Annotated in this window: 16 protein-coding genes; 6 read left to right on the forward strand and 10 right to left on the reverse strand. The window is 73.8% G+C overall.

The window, feature by feature from the left end; all coding sequences use genetic code 11:
- Positions 1-19 precede the first annotated feature (19 nt).
- Positions 20-214 (reverse strand): DUF397 domain-containing protein, encoded by a 195-nt coding sequence (locus PV410_RS30410; RefSeq protein ID WP_500328967.1) that lies wholly within the window; start codon positions 212-214, stop codon positions 20-22.
- Positions 211-1,023 (reverse strand): helix-turn-helix domain-containing protein, encoded by an 813-nt coding sequence (locus PV410_RS30415; protein WP_500328968.1) that lies wholly within the window; start codon positions 1,021-1,023, stop codon positions 211-213. Before PV410_RS30415 ends, PV410_RS30410 begins: the two co-directional genes overlap by 4 nt.
- A gap of 179 nt (positions 1,024-1,202) precedes the next feature.
- Here PV410_RS30415 and PV410_RS30420 point away from each other — a divergent pair, with 179 nt between their 5' ends.
- The gene (locus PV410_RS30420) at positions 1,203-1,418 is read left to right on the forward strand and encodes a DUF4287 domain-containing protein (RefSeq protein WP_499512298.1); all 216 of its coding nucleotides are present in this window, start codon (positions 1,203-1,205) and stop codon (positions 1,416-1,418) included.
- Positions 1,419-1,426: 8 nt separating this feature from the next.
- Here PV410_RS30420 and PV410_RS30425 read toward each other — a convergent pair whose 3' ends face one another.
- The 3 genes from PV410_RS30425 to PV410_RS30435 all read right to left on the reverse strand — a co-directional run bounded on the left by PV410_RS30425 (position 1,427) and on the right by PV410_RS30435 (position 5,123).
- On the reverse strand, positions 1,427-2,251 hold the full coding sequence (locus PV410_RS30425) for an arylamine N-acetyltransferase family protein (protein WP_500328969.1): 825 nt from the start codon (positions 2,249-2,251) through the stop codon (positions 1,427-1,429).
- Between the two features lie 50 nt (positions 2,252-2,301).
- Positions 2,302-4,335 (reverse strand): MDR family MFS transporter, encoded by a 2,034-nt coding sequence (locus tag PV410_RS30430; RefSeq protein WP_500328970.1) that lies wholly within the window; start codon positions 4,333-4,335, stop codon positions 2,302-2,304.
- Positions 4,336-4,406: 71 nt separating this feature from the next.
- On the reverse strand, positions 4,407-5,123 hold the full coding sequence (locus PV410_RS30435) for a MerR family transcriptional regulator (protein ID WP_500328971.1): 717 nt from the start codon (positions 5,121-5,123) through the stop codon (positions 4,407-4,409).
- 139 nt (positions 5,124-5,262) lie between these two features.
- Between PV410_RS30435 and PV410_RS30440 the strand changes: the two genes are divergently transcribed.
- The 4 genes from PV410_RS30440 (at position 5,263) to PV410_RS30455 (ending at position 8,952) form a co-directional block, all read left to right on the forward strand.
- Positions 5,263-6,774: a flavin-containing monooxygenase gene (locus tag PV410_RS30440; RefSeq protein WP_500328972.1), complete on the forward strand. Its 1,512-nt coding sequence runs from the start codon at positions 5,263-5,265 to the stop codon at positions 6,772-6,774.
- Complete coding sequence (locus PV410_RS30445) at positions 6,771-7,703, forward strand: alpha/beta fold hydrolase (protein ID WP_500328973.1); 933 nt, start codon at positions 6,771-6,773, stop codon at positions 7,701-7,703. Before PV410_RS30440 ends, PV410_RS30445 begins: the two co-directional genes overlap by 4 nt.
- Complete coding sequence (locus PV410_RS30450) at positions 7,700-8,593, forward strand: SDR family oxidoreductase (protein WP_500328974.1); 894 nt, start codon at positions 7,700-7,702, stop codon at positions 8,591-8,593. Before PV410_RS30445 ends, PV410_RS30450 begins: the two co-directional genes overlap by 4 nt.
- A 98-nt stretch (positions 8,594-8,691) precedes the next feature.
- Positions 8,692-8,952 (forward strand): hypothetical protein, encoded by a 261-nt coding sequence (locus tag PV410_RS30455; RefSeq protein WP_500328975.1) that lies wholly within the window; start codon positions 8,692-8,694, stop codon positions 8,950-8,952.
- Between the two features lie 81 nt (positions 8,953-9,033).
- Here the strand turns inward: PV410_RS30455 and PV410_RS30460 are convergent, their stop codons facing one another.
- From PV410_RS30460 to PV410_RS30470, 3 genes are all read right to left on the reverse strand, one after another.
- On the reverse strand, positions 9,034-12,402 hold the full coding sequence (locus tag PV410_RS30460; RefSeq protein ID WP_500328976.1) for a S41 family peptidase: 3,369 nt from the start codon (positions 12,400-12,402) through the stop codon (positions 9,034-9,036).
- Positions 12,403-12,452: 50 nt separating this feature from the next.
- Positions 12,453-13,658 (reverse strand): serine hydrolase domain-containing protein, encoded by a 1,206-nt coding sequence (locus PV410_RS30465; protein WP_500328977.1) that lies wholly within the window; start codon positions 13,656-13,658, stop codon positions 12,453-12,455.
- 101 nt (positions 13,659-13,759) lie between these two features.
- Positions 13,760-15,415, reverse strand: a complete 1,656-nt coding sequence (locus tag PV410_RS30470) for an FAD-binding dehydrogenase (RefSeq protein WP_499512289.1) — start codon at positions 15,413-15,415, stop codon at positions 13,760-13,762.
- A 109-nt stretch (positions 15,416-15,524) separates the two neighbouring features.
- Between PV410_RS30470 and PV410_RS30475 the strand changes: the two genes are divergently transcribed.
- Positions 15,525-16,304: an SDR family NAD(P)-dependent oxidoreductase gene (locus tag PV410_RS30475; protein WP_500328978.1), complete on the forward strand. Its 780-nt coding sequence runs from the start codon at positions 15,525-15,527 to the stop codon at positions 16,302-16,304.
- A 207-nt stretch (positions 16,305-16,511) separates the two neighbouring features.
- Here the strand turns inward: PV410_RS30475 and PV410_RS30480 are convergent, their stop codons facing one another.
- Complete coding sequence (locus PV410_RS30480) at positions 16,512-17,354, reverse strand: EamA family transporter (RefSeq protein ID WP_500328979.1); 843 nt, start codon at positions 17,352-17,354, stop codon at positions 16,512-16,514.
- Positions 17,351-17,836, reverse strand: coding sequence for a YbaK/EbsC family protein (locus PV410_RS30485; RefSeq protein ID WP_500328980.1), 486 nt, complete (start codon positions 17,834-17,836; stop codon positions 17,351-17,353). The genes PV410_RS30480 and PV410_RS30485 overlap by 4 nt, the downstream gene beginning before the upstream one ends.
- Between the last annotated feature and the right edge of the window lie 14 nt (positions 17,837-17,850).

Consider the following 17,850-nt stretch of genomic DNA (forward strand, 5'->3'; position numbering starts at 1 on the left):
TCGGATTACCGGTTGGTAACTATCCTTGGGGTTCGGACAATTGGCTGGCGAAGGCCACGAACGCGGTCCACGCGTCCGGCTCGAAGGCCAGAACCGGGCCGGACCTGTCCTTGGAGTCCCGTACGTGGACGGCAGCCGGGCCGACCGCAACTTCCACACATTCGCCGCCGTCGCTGCCGCTGTGACGGGACGTGAACCACACGAGAGCGCTCACAGTTCACCCGCAATCTGCTCGATCACCTTGGCAGAGTCCTCCGGCGTGAGGGCCTGCGCCCGGATCATGCCATAGCGCTGGTGGAGCAGACTGACCCTTTTCCGGTCATCCGTGAGCAGGCCCCCGACCTGACCTTCAGCGTAGGCGAGCAACTGGCGTTCGGGGTTCTCCAGGAAGGTGAAGGGACCGTCGAGTCCGGCGTGCGACTCGTAGCGGGCCGGCATGACCTGGATCTGGACGTTGCGCCGCCGCCCCACCTCGACGAGGTGCCGCAACTGTGCCCCCATCACGGCCCGTCCGCCCGTCGGGCGGCGCAGGAGCCACTCCTCCAGGACGAAGGAGAGCATGCACACGGGCCGGCGGGTGATCAGGGTCTGGCGGGCCAGCCGGTCCTCGGTCCAGCGCTCGACCTCGTCCTCCTCCAGGGCCGGACAGCGGGCCCCGAACACGGCACGGATGTAGGCCTCGGTCTGCAATAGGCCGTGAATGACGTGGGTGTTGTACGATCCCAGGCTCAGCGCCCGGGCCTCCTCGTCCGCGTACTCCCCGTACCCCACGGGCAGCTTCTCCCGGGACAGATGGGGTGCCACCGCCTTCAGCACCCCGGGTGAGCCCAGCAGTTGCTCGGCCCTGTCGATGAACGCCGTGCTGGCGATGCGCTCACCGCACTCGATCTTGACGGTCTGCGACTTCGAGTAGCCCGTGTGCGCCGCCACCGCGTCCAGGGTGAGCCCCTGGCCCTCGCGCAGCGCCTTGAGCAGGTCCCCGAAGATCCTCATGCTCACCGAGCGCTTGTCCTCGACCGTCACGCGGCCACCCCCGTCCGGCTCCCCTGGCGTCGTCCCGCAGCGCCACGCTAGGCACGCGGCGGGCGGCGGCACGCCGGGAACCGGCGGAATTCACCTGACGCGGGGAATCGAGGACCGGGTGTGACGCAGGCCACGCCACGGTGCCGATGGATTCACGGCGCCCGCGCGGTCCACCGGGCATGACAGAAAACGTGAAGGGCCCGGCGAGTTACTTCCCGTCGATCGAGAAGAAGTACGGCCGGCCGGTCGAGGAGTGGAAGGAGCTCATCCGCTCCTCCCCGCTGACCCGCCACATGGAGCTCGTCGGCTGGCTGAAGGCCGAGCACGGACTCGGGCACGGACACGCCAACGCCCTGGTGGCGCACACGCTCGCCGAGGGGAAGGACGCGTCGTAGCCGCCGGGTCACTCCGGCAGCCGCGTCCCCTCCGGGAGCCGTACGGCGAAGTCGTCCGCCAGGACCCGCAGCACCTCGTCCGCGTCCGCCAGTTCCCGTTCCTTGCGGGTGCCGTCGGCCGTCGTCTCCGTCAGGCGGCGTCCGGTCAGGGACAGGTGCGCGTCGCCGGTGGTGCGCTGGGCGTAGACGCCGCGGGAGAAGGGGGAGCGCGGGTTGGTCGCCACGTGCCAGTTGATGACCTCGTAGTCGGGGGCCTGGAAGGGTTCCACCGTGAAGGCGTACTGGTCCTCCCAGCCGTCGTCAGCGGCGCCGGGCGGGTACGCCTGGAGCTTCCACAGTTCCAGCGGCCCGTCGTGCGGCGCGTGGACCAGCCGGTGGCGGCGCGGCGCGTCGTGCAGCTCCACGTCCGCCACCAGCGGCAACGGCTCCAGCAGGGCGCCGATGCTCCCGAAGCCGACGTCGCTCACGTACGGCACCGGCTCGCCGGGCACCTCGGCGAGCATGAGCATGTGCGTACGGGGGCGGACGTCCCCCGGCTTCGCCCCCACCAGCACGCGCGCGGTGAGCAGCGTGACTCGGAACCCGAGGGCGGTGAGCGCCGCGGCGAACAGGGTGTTGTGCTCGTAGCAGTAGCCCCCGCGCCGGCCGTGGACGAGCTTTGCCTCCAGATCGGGCAGCGCGAGCGAGGGCGCCCGGCCCAGGACGGGGTCGAGGTTCTCGAACGGGATGCCCAGCATGTGGGCGCGGTGCACGGACCGCAGCACCTCCGCCGTGGGGCGGCGTTCCCCGGCCCAGCCGATGCGGGCGAGATAGGCGTCGAGATCGAGCGTCATACGACCACCCTACGGATGCGGGGCGATTCCTTCGCCCCACGGACCGGCCCCTACACGGGTGCGGGGTGGCGGTCGTCCTCGCTCTCCTCCAGGAGTTTGCGGGCGAGGCTGTCGACGGCGCGGTCCATCAGGGCACGGTCGGCGGGGTCGGCGATCGTCCAGTCGTCGAGCCGGGAGTCCAGCCAGCGGCGCCAGGCCGCGGCGAGGAGGTCGAGCTGGGCGCGGCCGGCCGCGGTGAGGGTGAGGGTGTCGCCGTCCACGCGGGCCCAGCCGCCGCGGGCCACCTTGGCGAAGGCGGGTTCGAGGACCTCGCCGGGCATGTGGTGGGCGCGGGCGACGGCGTCCAGTGAGGCGCCGCCCTGGAAGCGGTCGCGCCAGTGGATCTGCCCGAGCGCCCAGGCCTCGCCCGGGGTGAGCGGGGAACCGGAGTCGGCCAGGATGCGGAGGGCGACGGCGGGCTCCGCGGCGTGTTCGCGGCGCATGACGCCCGCGACCGCCCGCTCCAGTTGGACGACGGCGTCGGGGGAGTCGGGGGCGGAGAAGCCCTCGCCCATGTCCGAGGCGCCGGCGCGGGCGCTGTCGCGCAGCGGCACCTCCTTGAGGAACCAGGCGATGACGAAACCGGCCAGGGCCACCGGGGCGACCCACAGGAAGACGTGCTGGATCGTGTCGGCGTAGGCGTCGACGATCGGGGCGGCCCGGTCGGGCGGGAGCGCCCGCAGGGCCTGCGGGTCCTGCGCCGCGGCGGCCGGGACGCCGGGCACCTCGGCGAGGGCGGCGGACAGGGCGGGGCCGAGCCGGTTGCCGTACAGGGTGCCGAAGACGGCGGTGCCGAAGGCGCTGCCGAGGGTGCGGAAGAAGGTCACCCCGGAGGTGGCGGTGCCCAGTTCCGCGTACGCGACGGTGTTCTGGACGGCGATCGTCAGGACCTGCATGGCCAGGCCGATGCCAAGGCCGAAGACGAGCATGTACAGGGACTCCAGCCACGGCCCGGTCGCCCGGTCCATGGTGGACATCAGGTACAGGCCGAGCGCCATGACGGCGGTGCCCGCGATGGGGAAGGCCTTGTAGCGCCCGGTGCGGCCGATGACGGTGCCGGAGGCCATGGACGTGCCGAGCAGTCCGGCGACGAGCGGGAGGGTGCGGACCCCGGACTCGGTGGCGGAGACCCCGTCGACGAACTGGAGGTAGGTCGGCAGGTAGGTGAGCGCGCCCAGCAGCGCGAAGCCGACGATGAAGCTGAGCAGCGAGCACACGACGAAGACCGGGTTGCGGAACAGGTGCATGGGGAGCATCGGCTCCCTCGCGCGCAGCTCGACCAGGACGAACGCGGTCAGCAGCACGGCCGAGGAGACGAACAGCCCGACCACGACGGCGGAGTCCCAGGCGTACTGGCTGCCGCCCCACTCCAGGGCGAGCACCAGTCCCGAGGCGCCCAGGGCGACCAGCGCGATGCCCGCGTAGTCGACGACGGGGCGGACGGCGGCCCGGACGACGGGGACGGTACGGGCGGCCATCACGACCATCACGATCGCGACGGGGACGTTGACGTAGAAGCACCAGCGCCAGGTGGCGTGGTCGGTGAACAGACCGCCCAGCGTCGGGCCGACGACCGTCGTGACCCCGAAGACCGCGCCCAGCGCGCCCTGGTACTTGCCGCGCTCGCGCAGCGGGATGACGTCGGCGATCAGGGCCATCGCCGTGACCATGAGTCCGCCGCCGCCGATCCCCTGGACGGCGCGGGCGACGATCAGCATGAGCATGCTGGTGGCGGCGCCCGCGAAGACCGAGCCGGCGACGAAGACGACCGCGCTGACCTGGAAGACGACCTTGCGGCCGAACAGGTCGCCGAACTTGCCGACCAGCACGGTGGAGACGGTCTCCGCCAGCAGGTAGGCCGTGACCACCCAGGCCATGTGCCCGGCACCGCCGAGGTCCGCGACGATCGTCGGGAGCGCGGTGGAGACGATCGTCTGGTCCAGGGCCGCCAGCAGCAGGCCGAGCACGATCGTCACGAAGACGACGTTGGTCTGGCGGCGGCTCAGGGCGGGCGGCCGGCCGGCGGTGGGGACGGTGACGGCCATGGCTCCACCCTCGCGCGGGCCCGCCGGTGCCGCCCGGCCACACGCCCGTACGGGCTATGCGCGGGCGTCCGCTACCGCTTGAGCTCCTCGCGCAGCCTGCGGTCGATCGCCAGGGCGAGCTCCGCCTCGACGACGGCCTGCACCAGGGGGCGCAGCCGGGCGATCGCCTCGCTCAGCCGGGTGGTGTCGCCGGACTGCAGGTCGGCCTCCGCGTCCGGCAGGACGTAGGTGCGGGCCAGCTCGACGAAGAGCTCGGCGAGCAGGTCCATGCGGCCCCGCATGGCGCGGCCCGCGGCGAGCACCTCGGCGAGCGGGACGCCCTCCCGGACCAGGGCGGCCGAGGCCTCCAGCAGCCGGCGGCTGACGTGGACGACGTCGTCGCCGTCCACGGCGAGGTAGCCGATGTCCAGGGCGGTGGCCAGGTTCTCCGCGGTGGCCTGGTCGCCGTAGTGGTCGGCGAGGCCCTCCGGGGTGAGCCGCAGCGGCTCCTCCTCCGACCAGCGGGTGGGCAGTCCCGGGTCCAGGCCGAGCAGTTCGCCGACGTCGCGGCGGCCGCTCTCCCAGGCGTCCATCAGCTCGGCGATGCCGCCGAGGGTGTGGCCCCGCTCCAGCAGGGCCGTGATGGTCCGCAGCCGGGCCAGGTGGTGGTCGTTGTACCAGGTGATGCGGCCCTCGCGGCGCGGCGCCGGGAGCAGCTTGCGCTCCCGGTAGAAGCGGACGGTACGCACCGGGACCCCGGCCGCTTCGGCCAACTCGTCCATCCGGTACTCGCGCTCGTGCGTCGCCACGCCGATCAGCCTATGCGGTGCGCGCGTCACGTCGCGCCGCCCGCCCTCTACCGCTGGTAACGCCTTCTGGTCTACGCTCCGAACCGCGCCAGTGAACACTGGCGCGATTCGGCAAGGGGCGGCACCGAGAGGCGGCGGTATGGCCGGACACAGCGAACACGTGCGGGTTGCGGTGATCGGATCGGGGTTCGGCGGACTCGGCGCCGCCGTACGGCTGCGACGCGAGGGGATCACCGACTTCGTCGTCCTGGAGCGCCGGGACTCCGTCGGCGGGACGTGGCGGGACAACAGCTACCCGGGGTGCGCCTGCGACGTGCCCTCGCACCTGTACTCGTTCTCCTTCGCGCCGAACCCGCAGTGGCCGCGCACCTTCTCCGGCCAGCCGCACATCCGGGCCTACCTGGAACGGGTCGCGGACACCTTCGGCCTCCGCCCGCACCTGCGCCTCGGCACGGAGGTCACCGAGGCCCGCTGGGAGGCCGGCGCCCGGCACTGGCGCATCACCACCTCCCGCGGCGAACTCACCGCCGACGTCGTGGTCTCGGCCACCGGGCCGCTGTCCGACCCCAAGCTGCCGGACGTCCCCGGTCTCGACGCCTTCCCGGGGAAGGTCTTCCACTCCTCGCAGTGGGACCACGACTTCGACCTCAAGGGCAAGCGGGTCGCCATGGTCGGCACCGGGGCCTCGGCCATCCAGATCGTGCCCGCGATCCAGCCCGAGGTGGAGCGCCTGACCGTGGTGCAGCGGACGCCCCCGTGGGTGATGCCGCGCATGGACCGCGGGATCAGCCGGGCCGAGCAGTGGCTGCACGGCAAGGTGCCGGCCACCGCCAGGGCGCGGCGCGGACTGCTCTGGCTGATCCGCGAGTTCCAGGTCGGCGCGTTCACCAAGCGCCCGGCGATGATGCGCGGCGCCCAGGCCATGGCGGCCGCGCACCTGCGCAAGGCCGTCAAGGACCCGGCGCTGCGGGCCAAGCTGACCCCCGACTACCGGATCGGCTGCAAGCGCATCCTGCTGTCCAACGACTACTACCCGGCGCTCGCGCGGCCCAACACCGAGGTCGTCGCCTCCGCGCTGAAGGAGGTGCGCGGCTCGACCCTCGTCATGGCCGACGGCACCGAGCGCGAGGCCGACGTCATCGTGTTCGGCACCGGCTTCCACGTCACCGACATGCCCATCGGCGATCGGGTGTTCGGCGCCGACGGCCGCTCGCTGACCGAGCACTGGAAGGACGGCATGGCCGCGCTGCGCGGCTGCACCGTCGACGGGTTCCCCAACCTGCTGTTCGTCATCGGACCCAACACGGGTCTCGGGAACAGCTCGATGATCCTGATGATCGAGTCCTCGCTGAACTACGTCGCCGCGTACCTGCGCGCCCTGGACACCACCGGCGCCGCCGCGCTCGACGCCCGCCCGGAGGCCGTGCGGTCCTGGAACGAGGAACTGCAGCGCCGCATGGCGCGCACGGTCTGGAACACCGGGGGCTGCGTCAGCTGGTACCTGGACGACCAGGGCCGCAACACCACCGTCTGGCCCGGGACGACCGCGGAGTTCCGGCGCGCCACGCGCCGGCTGGAACTGCAGGAGTACGAGACCGTGCCCGCCGGTGCCCCCGGGGAGCACCCGGAGCGCGTGGAGGTTGCCTCGTGACCGCGTCCGTCTTCGACCTCCCGGCCGCCCGCCGCACGCACTCCGTGCGGTCCGCGGACGGCACCTCGATCCACGTGGAGGAGTACGGCCCCGAGGCCGGCACCGCGCCCACCGTGGTGCTGATCCACGGCTGGACGTGCAGGACCCTCTTCTGGGCCCCGCTCATCCACGAACTCGCCGGGGAGTACCGGGTCGTGGCGTACGACCAGCGCGGCCACGGAGCCAGCGGGACCCCGCGCCGCGGCGGCTACGGCACCGGCGCGCTCGCCGACGACCTCACCGCGGTCCTGGAGTCCGTCGTCGAGGGCGACGAGAAGGTGGTGCTGGTCGGCCACTCCATGGGCGGGATGACCGCGATGGCGGCCGGCGACCGCGCCGCCGTGCAGACCCGCACGGCCGCGGTACTGCTGGCCAGCACCGGCAGCGGGCGGCTGCTCGCCGAGGCGGCGGTGCTGCCCCCGCGGGTGCGCAGCAAGCGGGTGCGCGACGCCTTTCACCGCTTCCTGCTGGTCAGTTCGGCGCCGCTCGGCCCGCAGTCCGCGGTGACCCGGGCCGCGCTCAAGTACGGGATCCTGGGAGCGGCGTCGAGCAAGGAGCTGGTGGCCGCCACCGCCCGCATCGTGCACGCCTGCGGGCGCCGGCAGCGCGCGGCGTGGGGCCGGGTGCTGGCCGGGCTCGACCTGGACGCGGGCGTCTCCGCGCTGCGCGCGCCCACCGCCGTGCTCGTGGGCGGCGCCGACAAGCTCACCCCGCCCGCGCACGCGCACGGCATGGCCGCCCGGCTCTCCCGGTTCGCCGGGCTCACCGAACTGCCGGGCCTCGGCCACATGACGCCGCTGGAGGCACCGGCCGCGGTGGCGGGCGTCGTACGCACCCTCGTCGAGGACCACCTGCGGCCCGGGGCCCAGGTCAAGGAGGAGACGGCATGAGCAGGTCGCTGAACGGGCAGGTCGCGGTGGTGACCGGCGCCGCCCGTGGGGTGGGGGCGCTGCTGGCCCGCAAACTCGCCGCGCGCGGCGCCCGGTTGGCGCTGGTGGGGCTGGAGCCGGACGAACTGAAGCGCGTCGCAGCGGAGATCGGCCCCGACACCGGGTACTGGACGGCCGACGTCACCGACCGGGAGGCCATGGCCCGCGTGGCCGGGGAGGTCGTGGAGCGCTACGGCCGCGTCGACGTCGTGGTCGCCAACGCCGGTGTGGCGACCGGCGGTCCGTTCCTGGACGTGGACCCCGCCGACTTCGAACGCGTCATCCAGGTCAACCTGCTCGGCAGCGTGGTCACCGCCCGCGCGTTCCTGCCCGCCCTGCTCGCCTCGCGCGGCTACCTGCTGCAGATCGCCTCGCTCGCCGCGATCACCCCGGCGCCGCTGATGACCGCGTACTGCGCGAGCAAGGCGGGGGTCGAGTCCTTCGCGCACTGCCTGCGCGCCGAAGTCGGCGTCAAGGGCGTCAAGGTCGGTGTGGGGTACCTGAGCTGGACCGACACCGACATGGTGCGCGGCGCCGACGAGGACGACGTGATGCGCGAGGCCCGCGCACGGCTGCCCTGGCCGGCCAACCGCACCTACCCGCTGGAGCCGGCGGTCGAGCGCATCGCGGACGGGATCGCCCGCCGCTCGCCGCACGTCTACGCCCAGTGGTGGCTGCGTGGAATGCAGTCCGTGCGCGGGTACTTGCCGGGCCTGATCGGGGGTGCCCTGGGGCGGCGCGAAATGCGCCGCCTGGAGCCGAGGATCGCCGCCGCGGGCGGCATCCGGCACGGACTCGTCGGCCGCGGCGGCGCTGCGGACGAGCGGGCCCGGTCGGAAAGGCCCGTCTGACCAGCGCCGTTCACGGAACGCGTTCGTCCGAAGTGCGTACTGTGTCCGGCCGTGTCAGCCTGGTCGAGGCCCATTCCATACATCACGAAGGAGTGATCATGGGCAAGAACGACCCCACGCGAAACAAGGCCGGGCAGCAGAACCGCCCGCAGGCTCAGCCCCAGTCCCAGGAGCGCATCGGCCAGACCCGCGAGCGCGCTCAGGGCCCGGCAGGCGAGCCGATGCGCCAGCAGGGCAAGCAGCAGCACCGCGAGCCCGGCCACGGCCAGCCGGCCAGGACGTCCCCGCAGTCGATGCCCAAGGGCGACCGCCAGCGCTCGCTGGAGGAGATCGACGAGCGGCAGGACCGGGACAGCTGACCCGCGTGGTCCAGGCGTGAGCGTGGAGGGGCGCGCCCGTTCAGGGCGCGCCCCTTCCGTCGCCCCTGACGGGGGAGGGACTCAAGGACGCGGGGGGAGCGGGGGCCGACGCCGGTCCGGGCGGTCGGACAGATCGGGCGGTGTGGAGGCCGGGTGCTTCTCCAGCAGGTCAAGTGCCGTCTGCACGGCGACCTCCAGGTCGGTGCGGCGGCCCTCCGCCCAGTCCAGCGGGGTGCGGATGACCGGGATGTCCGGTTCCACGCCGTAGTTCTCCACCGACCAGCCGTAGGCCTCGAACCAGGCGGCGTTCATCGGCACCGTGATCACCGTGCCGTCGCCCAGCCGGTGCCGGCCGGTCATGCCGACCACGCCGCCCCAGGTGCGGTGACCCACCACCGGGCCGATGCCCAGCAGCCGGAACGTGGCGGTGATCATGTCGCCGTCAGAGGCCGTCGCCTCGTCCGCCAGCGCGACGATCGGCCCGCGCGGGGCGTTGCCCGCGTAACTCACCGGCTGCGCGTGCCGGGTGTGGTCCCAGCCGAGGATCTTGCGGGTCAGGCTCTCCACCACCAGGTCGCTGATGTTGCCGCCCGCGTTGCCGCGCACGTCGACGATGAGCGCCGGATGGACGATCTCGATGCGCAGGTCGCGGTTGAACTGCGCCCAGCCCGAGCCCCCCAGGTCGGGGATGTGCAGGTAGCCGCACCTGCCCTCGCTCAACGCCCGGACGACCGCGCGTCGTTTGGCCACCCAGTCCTGGTAGCGCAGCGGCCGTTCGTCCACCAGCGGCACGACCGCGACCCGGCGCGGATGCCCGCCGTCGGGCGGGGTGAAGGTCAGCTCCACCGTGGTGCCGCCCGCGGCCGACAGCAGCGGACCGGGTCCGGCGACCGGGTCGACGGCACGGCCGTCGACGTGGGTGAGCGTCGCGCCCTCCAGGACGCCGGTGCCGGCCAGCGGCGAACGGGCCCTGGAGTCCGAGGACTCGCCGGGCAGGATGCGCGCGAGCACCCACCGGCCGTCCTTGGTGTGGACGAAGTTGATCCCGAGCAGCCCGATCGGCCGCTGGTAGTGCGGCGGCCCCTCGCTGCGGCGGGCGGGCGCCACGTACGCGTGCGAGGTGCCCAGTTCGCCCAGGACCTCGCGCTGGAGGTCGGCGAACTCGTCCGGGGTGGCGACCCGTTCGACCAGCGGACGGTACTGGTCGAGGATCGCCGGCCAGTCGATGCCGCACATGTCCGGCGCCCAGAAGTAGTCGCGGATGATCCGCCCGGCCTCGTCGAACGCCTGCCGCCACTCGGCGGGCGGGTTCGCCTCGTGCAGGATCCGGCGCATGTCGATGTACACGGTGGAGTCCAGGTCGCCCGGCTCGTACGCCGGGACCACGGTCAGGTCCCCCTCGTCGAAGACCACCAGCTGCGTGCCGTCGCCGCTGACCCGGTACCAGTCCATGTGCCGCACCAGCTCGACCCGCTTGGACTTGGCCAGGCCGAAGTACTCCAGGGTGGGGCGCGCGGAGGGGTCGGTCGGATTGACGAAGGTCTCGCCGAGCGCGCCGGAGATCGGCCAGCGCAGCCAGGTCAGCCCGCCCCGCACCGCCTCCAGCGAGCTGTACTTGGAGGCGGGCACCGGGAAGGGCGTCACCCGCATCGGCAGCCCGGCCGCCTCCACGGCCAGCGGCCCCTCGGCGAAGCCGGTCGGGTCCAGCCCGCCCCCCGGCGGGCGGCCCTCCACCGGCAGCGCGAAGGGCGAGGGCGTCGCCGAGTGCAGCGGCACCAGGTGCGGGCGGCAGCCCAGTGGGAAGGACAGGTCGCCGGTGTGCACGTCGTACACCGGGTCGAAGCCGCGCCAGGACAGGAAGGCCAGGTAGCGGCCGTCGCGGGTGAAGACCGGCTGCTCGTCCTCGAAACGGCCGTTGGTGACGTCGATGAGGGTGTGCTTGCCGGTCTCCGGGTCCGGGCTGAGCCGGGCGATCCGGATCTTCCGCAGCGAACGGCCGATGACCGGGTGGGACCAGGCGATCCAGTTGGAGTCCGGGGAGAAGGCCAGGTCACGGACGGGGCCGTTGGTGGAGCGGACGAGCTCGGCCACGACGCCCGACTCCGCGTCGACCATGAGCAGCCGCCCGTCGTGGGAGGCGACGGCGAGGATCTGGCCGTCGGGCGAGGGCACCAGTTCGTGGACGCGGCCGAGCAGCCCGCACGCCAGCCGCGTGCCGCCGCTGCGGCACGGGGGCCGTGGCAGCGTCTGCCCCTCGGCGGACGCCGGGTCCTGCGCCGGTTCCTCCTCCGCCTCCTCCACGGACCGCAACGCCTGCGCGACGGCGTCGTCGGCGTCGGCGATGTCGGCCGCGGCCAGCGCCGCGGGGCGGCCCGGCAGCGCGGCGATCTCGATGGCGTCCTCGCCCTCGGCGTCGGTGACGAAGGCGATCCGACCGGTGTCGCCCAGCATGACCGGCAGCCGGACCCGCGACCCGGGCACGTCGGAGATGGTGCGCGCGGGCCCGTCGCGGTGGGTGAGCCAGTACAGGCTGCCGCGCACGCACACCGCGCTGGCGCGGCCGGTGCGGTCCACGGCCAGCCCGTCCAGGTACGCCGAGGCCGGGACCTGGTACGGGCGCCGGCCGGCGCGCGGGCCGCCGAGGTCGACCGCGACGCGGTGCGGCACCGACCCCGGGCCGAGGTCGTCGACCAGCCACACCTCACCCGCGCACTGGTAGACCACGCGCGTGCCGTCGGTCGCGGCGCTGCGGGCGTAGAAGTCGGCGTGGTCGGTGTGCCGCCGCAGGTCCGTGCCGTCCGGCAGGCAGGAGTACAGGTTGCCGACGCCCTCGTGGTCGGAGAGGAAGGCGATGCGCCCCGCCACGAACATCGGCGACTCCAGGTGGCCGTCGACCTCCGGCACCAGCCGCCGGCACTGCAGCCACAGCCGCCCCGTCGCCCCGCCCCGGTACCGCTTCCACGAGGCCGGTTCGTGCGGCGCGGTCGCCGTCAGCAGCAGCGTCCGGTGCTCGCCCTCGGCGCTGTCGTCCACGGCGATGTCCGACACCGGGCCCCAGGGCAGACGGCTGCCCGGGCCGCCCTCGTCGGGGATCGCGTAGGCCCACGTGTAGTGCGAGAACGGCTCGCCGTGCGACGAGACCGCCAGGATCCGGCCGTCCGGCGTCCAGGAGCGCACGCGCGTGTCAGTGCTGCCCCAGTAGGTCAGCCGGCGGGCCGGGCCGCCCTCGACCGGCGCGACGTACACCTCGGGGTCGAGGGAACGCCAGCTGTTGAAGGCGATCACGGAGCCGTCGGGCGAGAAGCGCGGATGCCCGACCCGGATCCGGTCGGCCGTCACCCGCCACGCGCGCCCCTCGTCCAGGGGCGCGACCCAGATGTCGTCCTCGGCGACGAAACAGAGCCGCTCGCCGTGAACATGCGGAAACCGGAGGTATGCGGCGTCGCTCACTCATCCATCGTTCGCGGCTCCCGGAGCCCGGGCAACTTTTCCGGTCCGCGTCAGCGCAGGCACTCCCGCACCGCGCGGACCAGTGCCTGGGCGCGGGGATCGGCGGTGACGTTCTTCTGCATGCCGTTGGTGACGTATCCGAAGGCCACGCCCTCGCCGGGGTCCGCGAAGCCCAGCGACCCGCCCCGGCCGGGGTGGCCGAAGGAGCCGGGGGACAGGAGCGGGGCCGCCGGGCCGTGCAGCATGAAGCCCAGGCCGAAGCGGGTGTTCACCACCAGCACGCGGTCCGGGCCCTCCGACTCCGGGGTGCGTGCCGAGGTGAGGGTCGCCGGGGCGAAGAGCCGCGCCCCCGGGCCCTCGACCTCCCCGATCAGCGCGGCGTAGAAGCGGGCCAGCGAGCGCGCGGTGGCGATCCCGCCGGAGGCCGGCAGCTGCGCCGCGTGGTACCCGGGGTCGTTCTCGTCCGGTAGCGGGTCGATCGCGCCGAACGCGCGCCGGGTCAGCGACGACGGGTCCTCGTACGCCTCGGTCACGTTCCGCTTGGGTCGCGCCCGCAGCCCGGCCGCGGCCGGCGGCGGCGGGGTCTCCACGGAGGCGATCCGCCCGACGCGGCGCTCCTCGCCCGCGGGCAGCCCGACCCACAGGTCGAGGCCGAGCGGGCGGGCGATCTCCTCCGCCACGTAGCGCCCTATGGACCGGCCGCCGCTCGCCCGTTGCACCAGCTCGCCGATCAGCCAGCTGTAGGTCTGCGCGTGGTAGCCGTGGTCCGTCCCCGGTGCCCAGAACGGGGCCTGGGCCGCGAGCGCCCGCGGTCCGCTGCTGCCGTCTTGCGCCTGGCCCGGGCTGAGCGGGGTGTCCAGCGCCGGCACACCGGCCCGGTGCGCCAGGGCGTCGCGGAACGTGACCCGCTCCTTGCCGGCGGTCTTGAACTCGGGCCAGTACGTGCCGACGGGCGCGTCCAGGTCCAGCTGGCCCCGCTGGTGCAGCAGGAGCAGGCACGCCGCGGCCACGCCCTTCGTCGCCGAGCGCACCACCTGCGCGGTGTCCTGCGCCCAGGGCGCGCCCCCGTCCCCGTCCCCGTCCCCGTCGGCGGAGCCCGCCCACAGGTCCACGACCTTGCGGCCGTCCCGGTACAGCGCCACGGCCGCGCCGCGCTCGCCCCGCTCCTCGAAGTTCCGGACGAAGGCCTCCCGGACCGGCTCGAAGCCTTCCGTCACTGCTCCGTGGACGTCCACCACAGCCCGTGCTCCCACCATGCGCCGCCGTTGTTGCTCCTCCCATGGTGCCTCCCGCCCGCGACCGGTCAGGACCGGGGTCGGCACGGCGCGGCAGCGCCAGGGGGTGTCCCGGGAAGCGGTCAGGCGGTGGCCTTCGCCGCGGCACGGCCCGCCGTACGGCCGGAGAAGATGCAGCCGCCGAGGAAGGTCCCCTCCAGCGAGCGGTAGCCGTGCACCCCGCCGCCGCCGAAGCCGGCCGCCTCACCCGCCGAGTACAGCCCGGGCAGCGGCTCGCCGTCGGCGCGCAGCACCCGCGCGTCCAGGTCGGTCGCCATCCCGCCGAGCGACTTGCGGGTCAGGATGTTCAGCCGTACGGCGATCAGCGGGCCCGCCTTCGGGTCCAGCAGCCGGTGCGGCGCCGCGGTGCGGATCAGCTTGTCGCCGATGTAGTTGCGGGCCCCGCGGATCGCGGTGACCTGCAGGTCCTTGGTGAAGGTGTTGGTGATCTCGCGGTCGCGGGCCTCGATCTCGCGGCGCAGCGCGGTCTCGTCGATCAGGTCGTCCTTGGTGATCGCGTTCATGCCGCGCACCAGCGCCGCCAGGTCGTCCTCGACGACGAAGTCGACGCCGTGCTCCTTGAACGCCTCGACCGGGCCCGGCGCCCCCGGCAGCGCGCGCTTGAGCACGTCGCGCACGCTCTTTCCGGTCAGGTCCGGGTTCTGCTCGGAGCCCGACAGCGCGAACTCCTTCTCGATGATCTTCTGGGTGAGGACGAACCACGTGTACTCGTGGCCGGAGCGCATGATGTGCTCCAGCGTCCCCAGCGTGTCGAAGCCCGGGAAGAGCGGCACCGGCAGGCGCTTGCCGGTCGCGTCCAGCCACAGGGAGGACGGCCCCGGCAGGATGCGGATGCCGTGCCTGGCCCAGATCGGGTTCCAGTTCTCGATGCCCTCGGTGTAGTGCCACATCCGGTCGCCGTTGATCAGGTGCGCCCCGGCCGCCTCGGCGATCCCCAGCATCAGGCCGTCCACGTGCGCCGGAACGCCCGACAGCAGCTTGCGCGGCGGCGTGCCCAGGCGCTCCGGCCAGGCCTTGCGCACCAGGTCGTGGTTGCCGCCGATGCCGCCCGAGGTGACGACCACCGCCTGCGCCCTGAGCTGGAACTCCGCGCGGATCTCCCGCGAACTCGCCTGGCCGCGCTCGGCGTCGCTGTCCACCAGGACCTCGCCCGCCACGCCGTCCACCGCGTCGCCCGTCGTCGTCAGCGCCGTCACGCGGTGCCGGAAACGCAGCTCGACCAGCCCCTTGGCGACCGCCTCCCGCACCCGGCGGACGAACGGCGCCACGACGCCCGGCCCGGTGCCCCAGGTGATGTGGAAGCGGGGCACCGAATTGCCGTGCCCGGTGGCGAGGTAGCCCCCGCGCTCCGCCCAGCCCACCACCGGGAAGAACCGTATCCCCTGCGCGTGCAGCCAGGACCGCTTCTCGCCGGCGGCGAAGTCCACGTACGCCTCGGCCCACTTGCGCGGCCAGTGGTCCTCGGCACGGTCGAATCCGGCGGTCCCCATCCAGTCCTGCAGGGCGAGTTCGCGGCTGTCCTTGATCCGCATCCGGCGCTGCTCGGGGGAGTCGACGAGGAACAGCCCGCCGAAGGACCAGAACGCCTGGCCGCCGAGGTTGCTCTCCGGCTCCTGGTCGAGCAGGAGGACCTTGCGGCCCGCGTCGGCCAGCTCGGCCGTCGCGACCAGACCGGCCAGCCCCGCTCCGACGACGATGACGTCCGCGTCCAGCGCCATGGTGTGCCTTTCCGCTCCCCTTTGGTGTGCAGGCACGTTACGCTACGCGCGAGTAAGGAGGCGAGAGGGCAGCGCCTTTCAACATCGCTCGCCGGCGGGGGATGACGCCATGCGCAGGTTCGAGGGACACGTCGCCGTCGTCACCGGAGGCGCCCAGGGCATCGGCGCGGCGACCGCCCGGCGCCTGATGTCCGAGGGCGCGGACGTCCTGCTGGCCGACCTGGACGCGGAGCGTGCCGCCGCGACGGCGGAGGCCCTCGGCAAGGAGACCGGCGGCCGGGCCGCGGCGGTGGCGTGCGACGTCGTCGACCAGGCCGCGGTGGACGCCGCCATGACGTACGCCGCCGAGCGCTTCGGGCGGCTCGACGTGCTCGTCAACAACGCCTACGCCTGCCACGTGGACCCGCCGCGGTTCGAGGACCTGCCCGACGTGGAGTGGTACGAGGACCTGGAGGTCACCCTCACCGGGGCCATGCGCTGCGCCCGCGCGGCGCTTCCGCTGCTGGCGCAGGCGGGCGGGCGCGGGGCGATCGTCAGCATCGGCTCCGTCAACGGGCACATGAACTTCGGCAACCACGCCTACAGCGCCGCCAAGGCGGGCCTCGCCTCGCTGACCCGCACGCTGGCCGTGCACGCCGCCCCGCGCGGCGTCCGGGTCAACCTCGTCGCCCCCGGCACGGTGCGGACGCCCGCGTGGGCGGGGCGCGAGGAGGCCCTCGACCGCCTCACCGGGGTCTACCCCCTCGGGCGGGTCGGCGAGCCCGACGACATCGCGGCGGCCGTCGCGTTCCTCGCCTCCCGGGACGCGTCCTGGATCACGGGCCTCACGCTCCCCGTCGACGGGGGCATCCTCGTCAACGGATCCGCCTTCCGCGCGGCGCTGGACTGACGCCCGGGCCCGGTGTCTGTCTGCGGCTCGTTTGCGGCGGGCGGTTTCCCCGCCCGCCCTCCCGATTGCCCGGCGCGGCACCGGCCCCACACGTACGCGGCGAGGCGGTCGCTGACCGCGCCGGGCAATCCTGCGGGAGGGCGGGGGATGCCCGCCGCAGGCGCAACGCACCCGCACACAACCACCGGGCCGCAGACGAACGCGTCGTCACACGTGAAGCATGAGCCCGATCCCGGCCACGACCACGAGCGCCGCGACGATGCGCGGGCGCCCCAGCCGCTCCTTGAAGAAGACCGCCCCGATGACCGCCCCCGCGATGATGGAGGTCTCCCGGAGGGCCGCGATCGGCGCGAGGGCGCCCCGCGTCTGGGCCCACAGGACGAGGCCGTACGCGGACATGGACAGCGCCCCGCCGAGCAGTCCGCGGGCCGCGACCGGGCGCAGTTGCGCGGGGAGCGCGGCGCGGCGCACCGCGAGGGCGCAGCACACGAGCAGGACGCCCTGGATGAGCAGGAGCCAGGCGACGTAGCCCAGGGCGGTGCCGGACGCGCGGACGCCGACCCCGTCGACCACGGTGTACGCCGCGATGGTCAGCCCGGTGCCCACGGCCGCGCCCACCGCCGGCCAGTCCTTGCTGCGGCCGCGCATGCCCCACAGGGCGGCCCCGCCGAGCCCGGCGGAGGCGACGAGGACGCCCGCGGTCTGCAGGGCGTCCGGCACCTCGCCCACGAAGACCGCCGCCAGCAGCGTCACGACCATGGGGGCGACACCGCGCGCGATGGGGTAGACCTGCCCGAAGTCCCCCAGCGTGAAGGACTTCATCAGCAGGTACATGTACGCCATGTGGATCCCCACCGAGACGATCAGGTAGGGCCAGGCGTCCCCCGCGGGCAGCGGGGCGAACCCGGCGGTCGCCGCGCCGCAGATCGCTCCGCCGCCCCCGACGAGGGTGAACGCGACGAGCCGGTCCTTGATGCCGTGGGCGATGGCGTTCCACGCCGCGTGGGTGACCGCCGCGAGCAGGACGGCCGCCGCTATCAGGGGCGTCACGCGGTGCGTTCGCGGACGTCGGCGAGGGTCGCCCCGGCGTGCCCGACCAGTTCGGCCGGGGCCATGGGGAAGACGGTGTGCGGGGTGCCGGCGGCCGCCCACACGGTGCCGTGCGCCAGCAGCCCCCGGTCGGCGAGGACGGTGGTGCGGGTCCGGTGCCCGAAGGGGGGTACGCCGCCGATGGCGTACCCCGTGGTCTCGCGCACCAGGTCCGCGTCGGCCCGGCGTACTTCGTTCGCGCCGAGTTCGGCGCGGACCCGCTCCACGTCGACCCGGGACGCGCCGTCCATCAGCACCAGCACCGGGACCCCGTCCGCCGCGAAGATCAGGGACTTGACGATCTGGCCGAGCTCGCAGCCGATCGCCGCGGCGGCCTGCGCCGCGGTGCGGGTCGCGTCCGGGAAGGCGCGCACGGGTACCTGGAGCCCCAGCGCGGTGAGTGCCTCCGCGAACCGGGGATGGGCTGCAGCTGATGTCGACATGGCCAGCACGCTAG

It is taken from the genome of Streptomyces sp. PA03-5A (assembly GCF_033792725.1).
Taxonomy (GTDB): Bacteria; Actinomycetota; Actinomycetes; order Streptomycetales; family Streptomycetaceae; genus Actinacidiphila.

What these genes read in the sequence shown, in the direction of transcription:
- PV410_RS30425 (WP_500328969.1), bottom strand. Translation starts at nt 2,251, where the DNA reads ATGACGCTCGATCTCGACGCCTATCTCGCCCGCATCGGCTGGGCCGGG.
- PV410_RS30440 (WP_500328972.1), top strand. Translation starts at nt 5,263, where the DNA reads ATGGCCGGACACAGCGAACACGTGCGGGTTGCGGTGATCGGATCGGGG.
- PV410_RS30465 (WP_500328977.1), bottom strand. Translation starts at nt 13,658, where the DNA reads ATGGTGGGAGCACGGGCTGTGGTGGACGTCCACGGAGCAGTGACGGAA.
- PV410_RS30420 (WP_499512298.1), top strand. Translation starts at nt 1,203, where the DNA reads ATGACAGAAAACGTGAAGGGCCCGGCGAGTTACTTCCCGTCGATCGAG.
- PV410_RS30470 (WP_499512289.1), bottom strand. Translation starts at nt 15,415, where the DNA reads ATGGCGCTGGACGCGGACGTCATCGTCGTCGGAGCGGGGCTGGCCGGT.
- PV410_RS30455 (WP_500328975.1), top strand. Translation starts at nt 8,692, where the DNA reads ATGGGCAAGAACGACCCCACGCGAAACAAGGCCGGGCAGCAGAACCGC.
- PV410_RS30450 (WP_500328974.1), top strand. Translation starts at nt 7,700, where the DNA reads ATGAGCAGGTCGCTGAACGGGCAGGTCGCGGTGGTGACCGGCGCCGCC.
- PV410_RS30430 (WP_500328970.1), bottom strand. Translation starts at nt 4,335, where the DNA reads ATGGCCGTCACCGTCCCCACCGCCGGCCGGCCGCCCGCCCTGAGCCGC.
- PV410_RS30475 (WP_500328978.1), top strand. Translation starts at nt 15,525, where the DNA reads ATGCGCAGGTTCGAGGGACACGTCGCCGTCGTCACCGGAGGCGCCCAG.
- PV410_RS30485 (WP_500328980.1), bottom strand. Translation starts at nt 17,836, where the DNA reads ATGTCGACATCAGCTGCAGCCCATCCCCGGTTCGCGGAGGCACTCACC.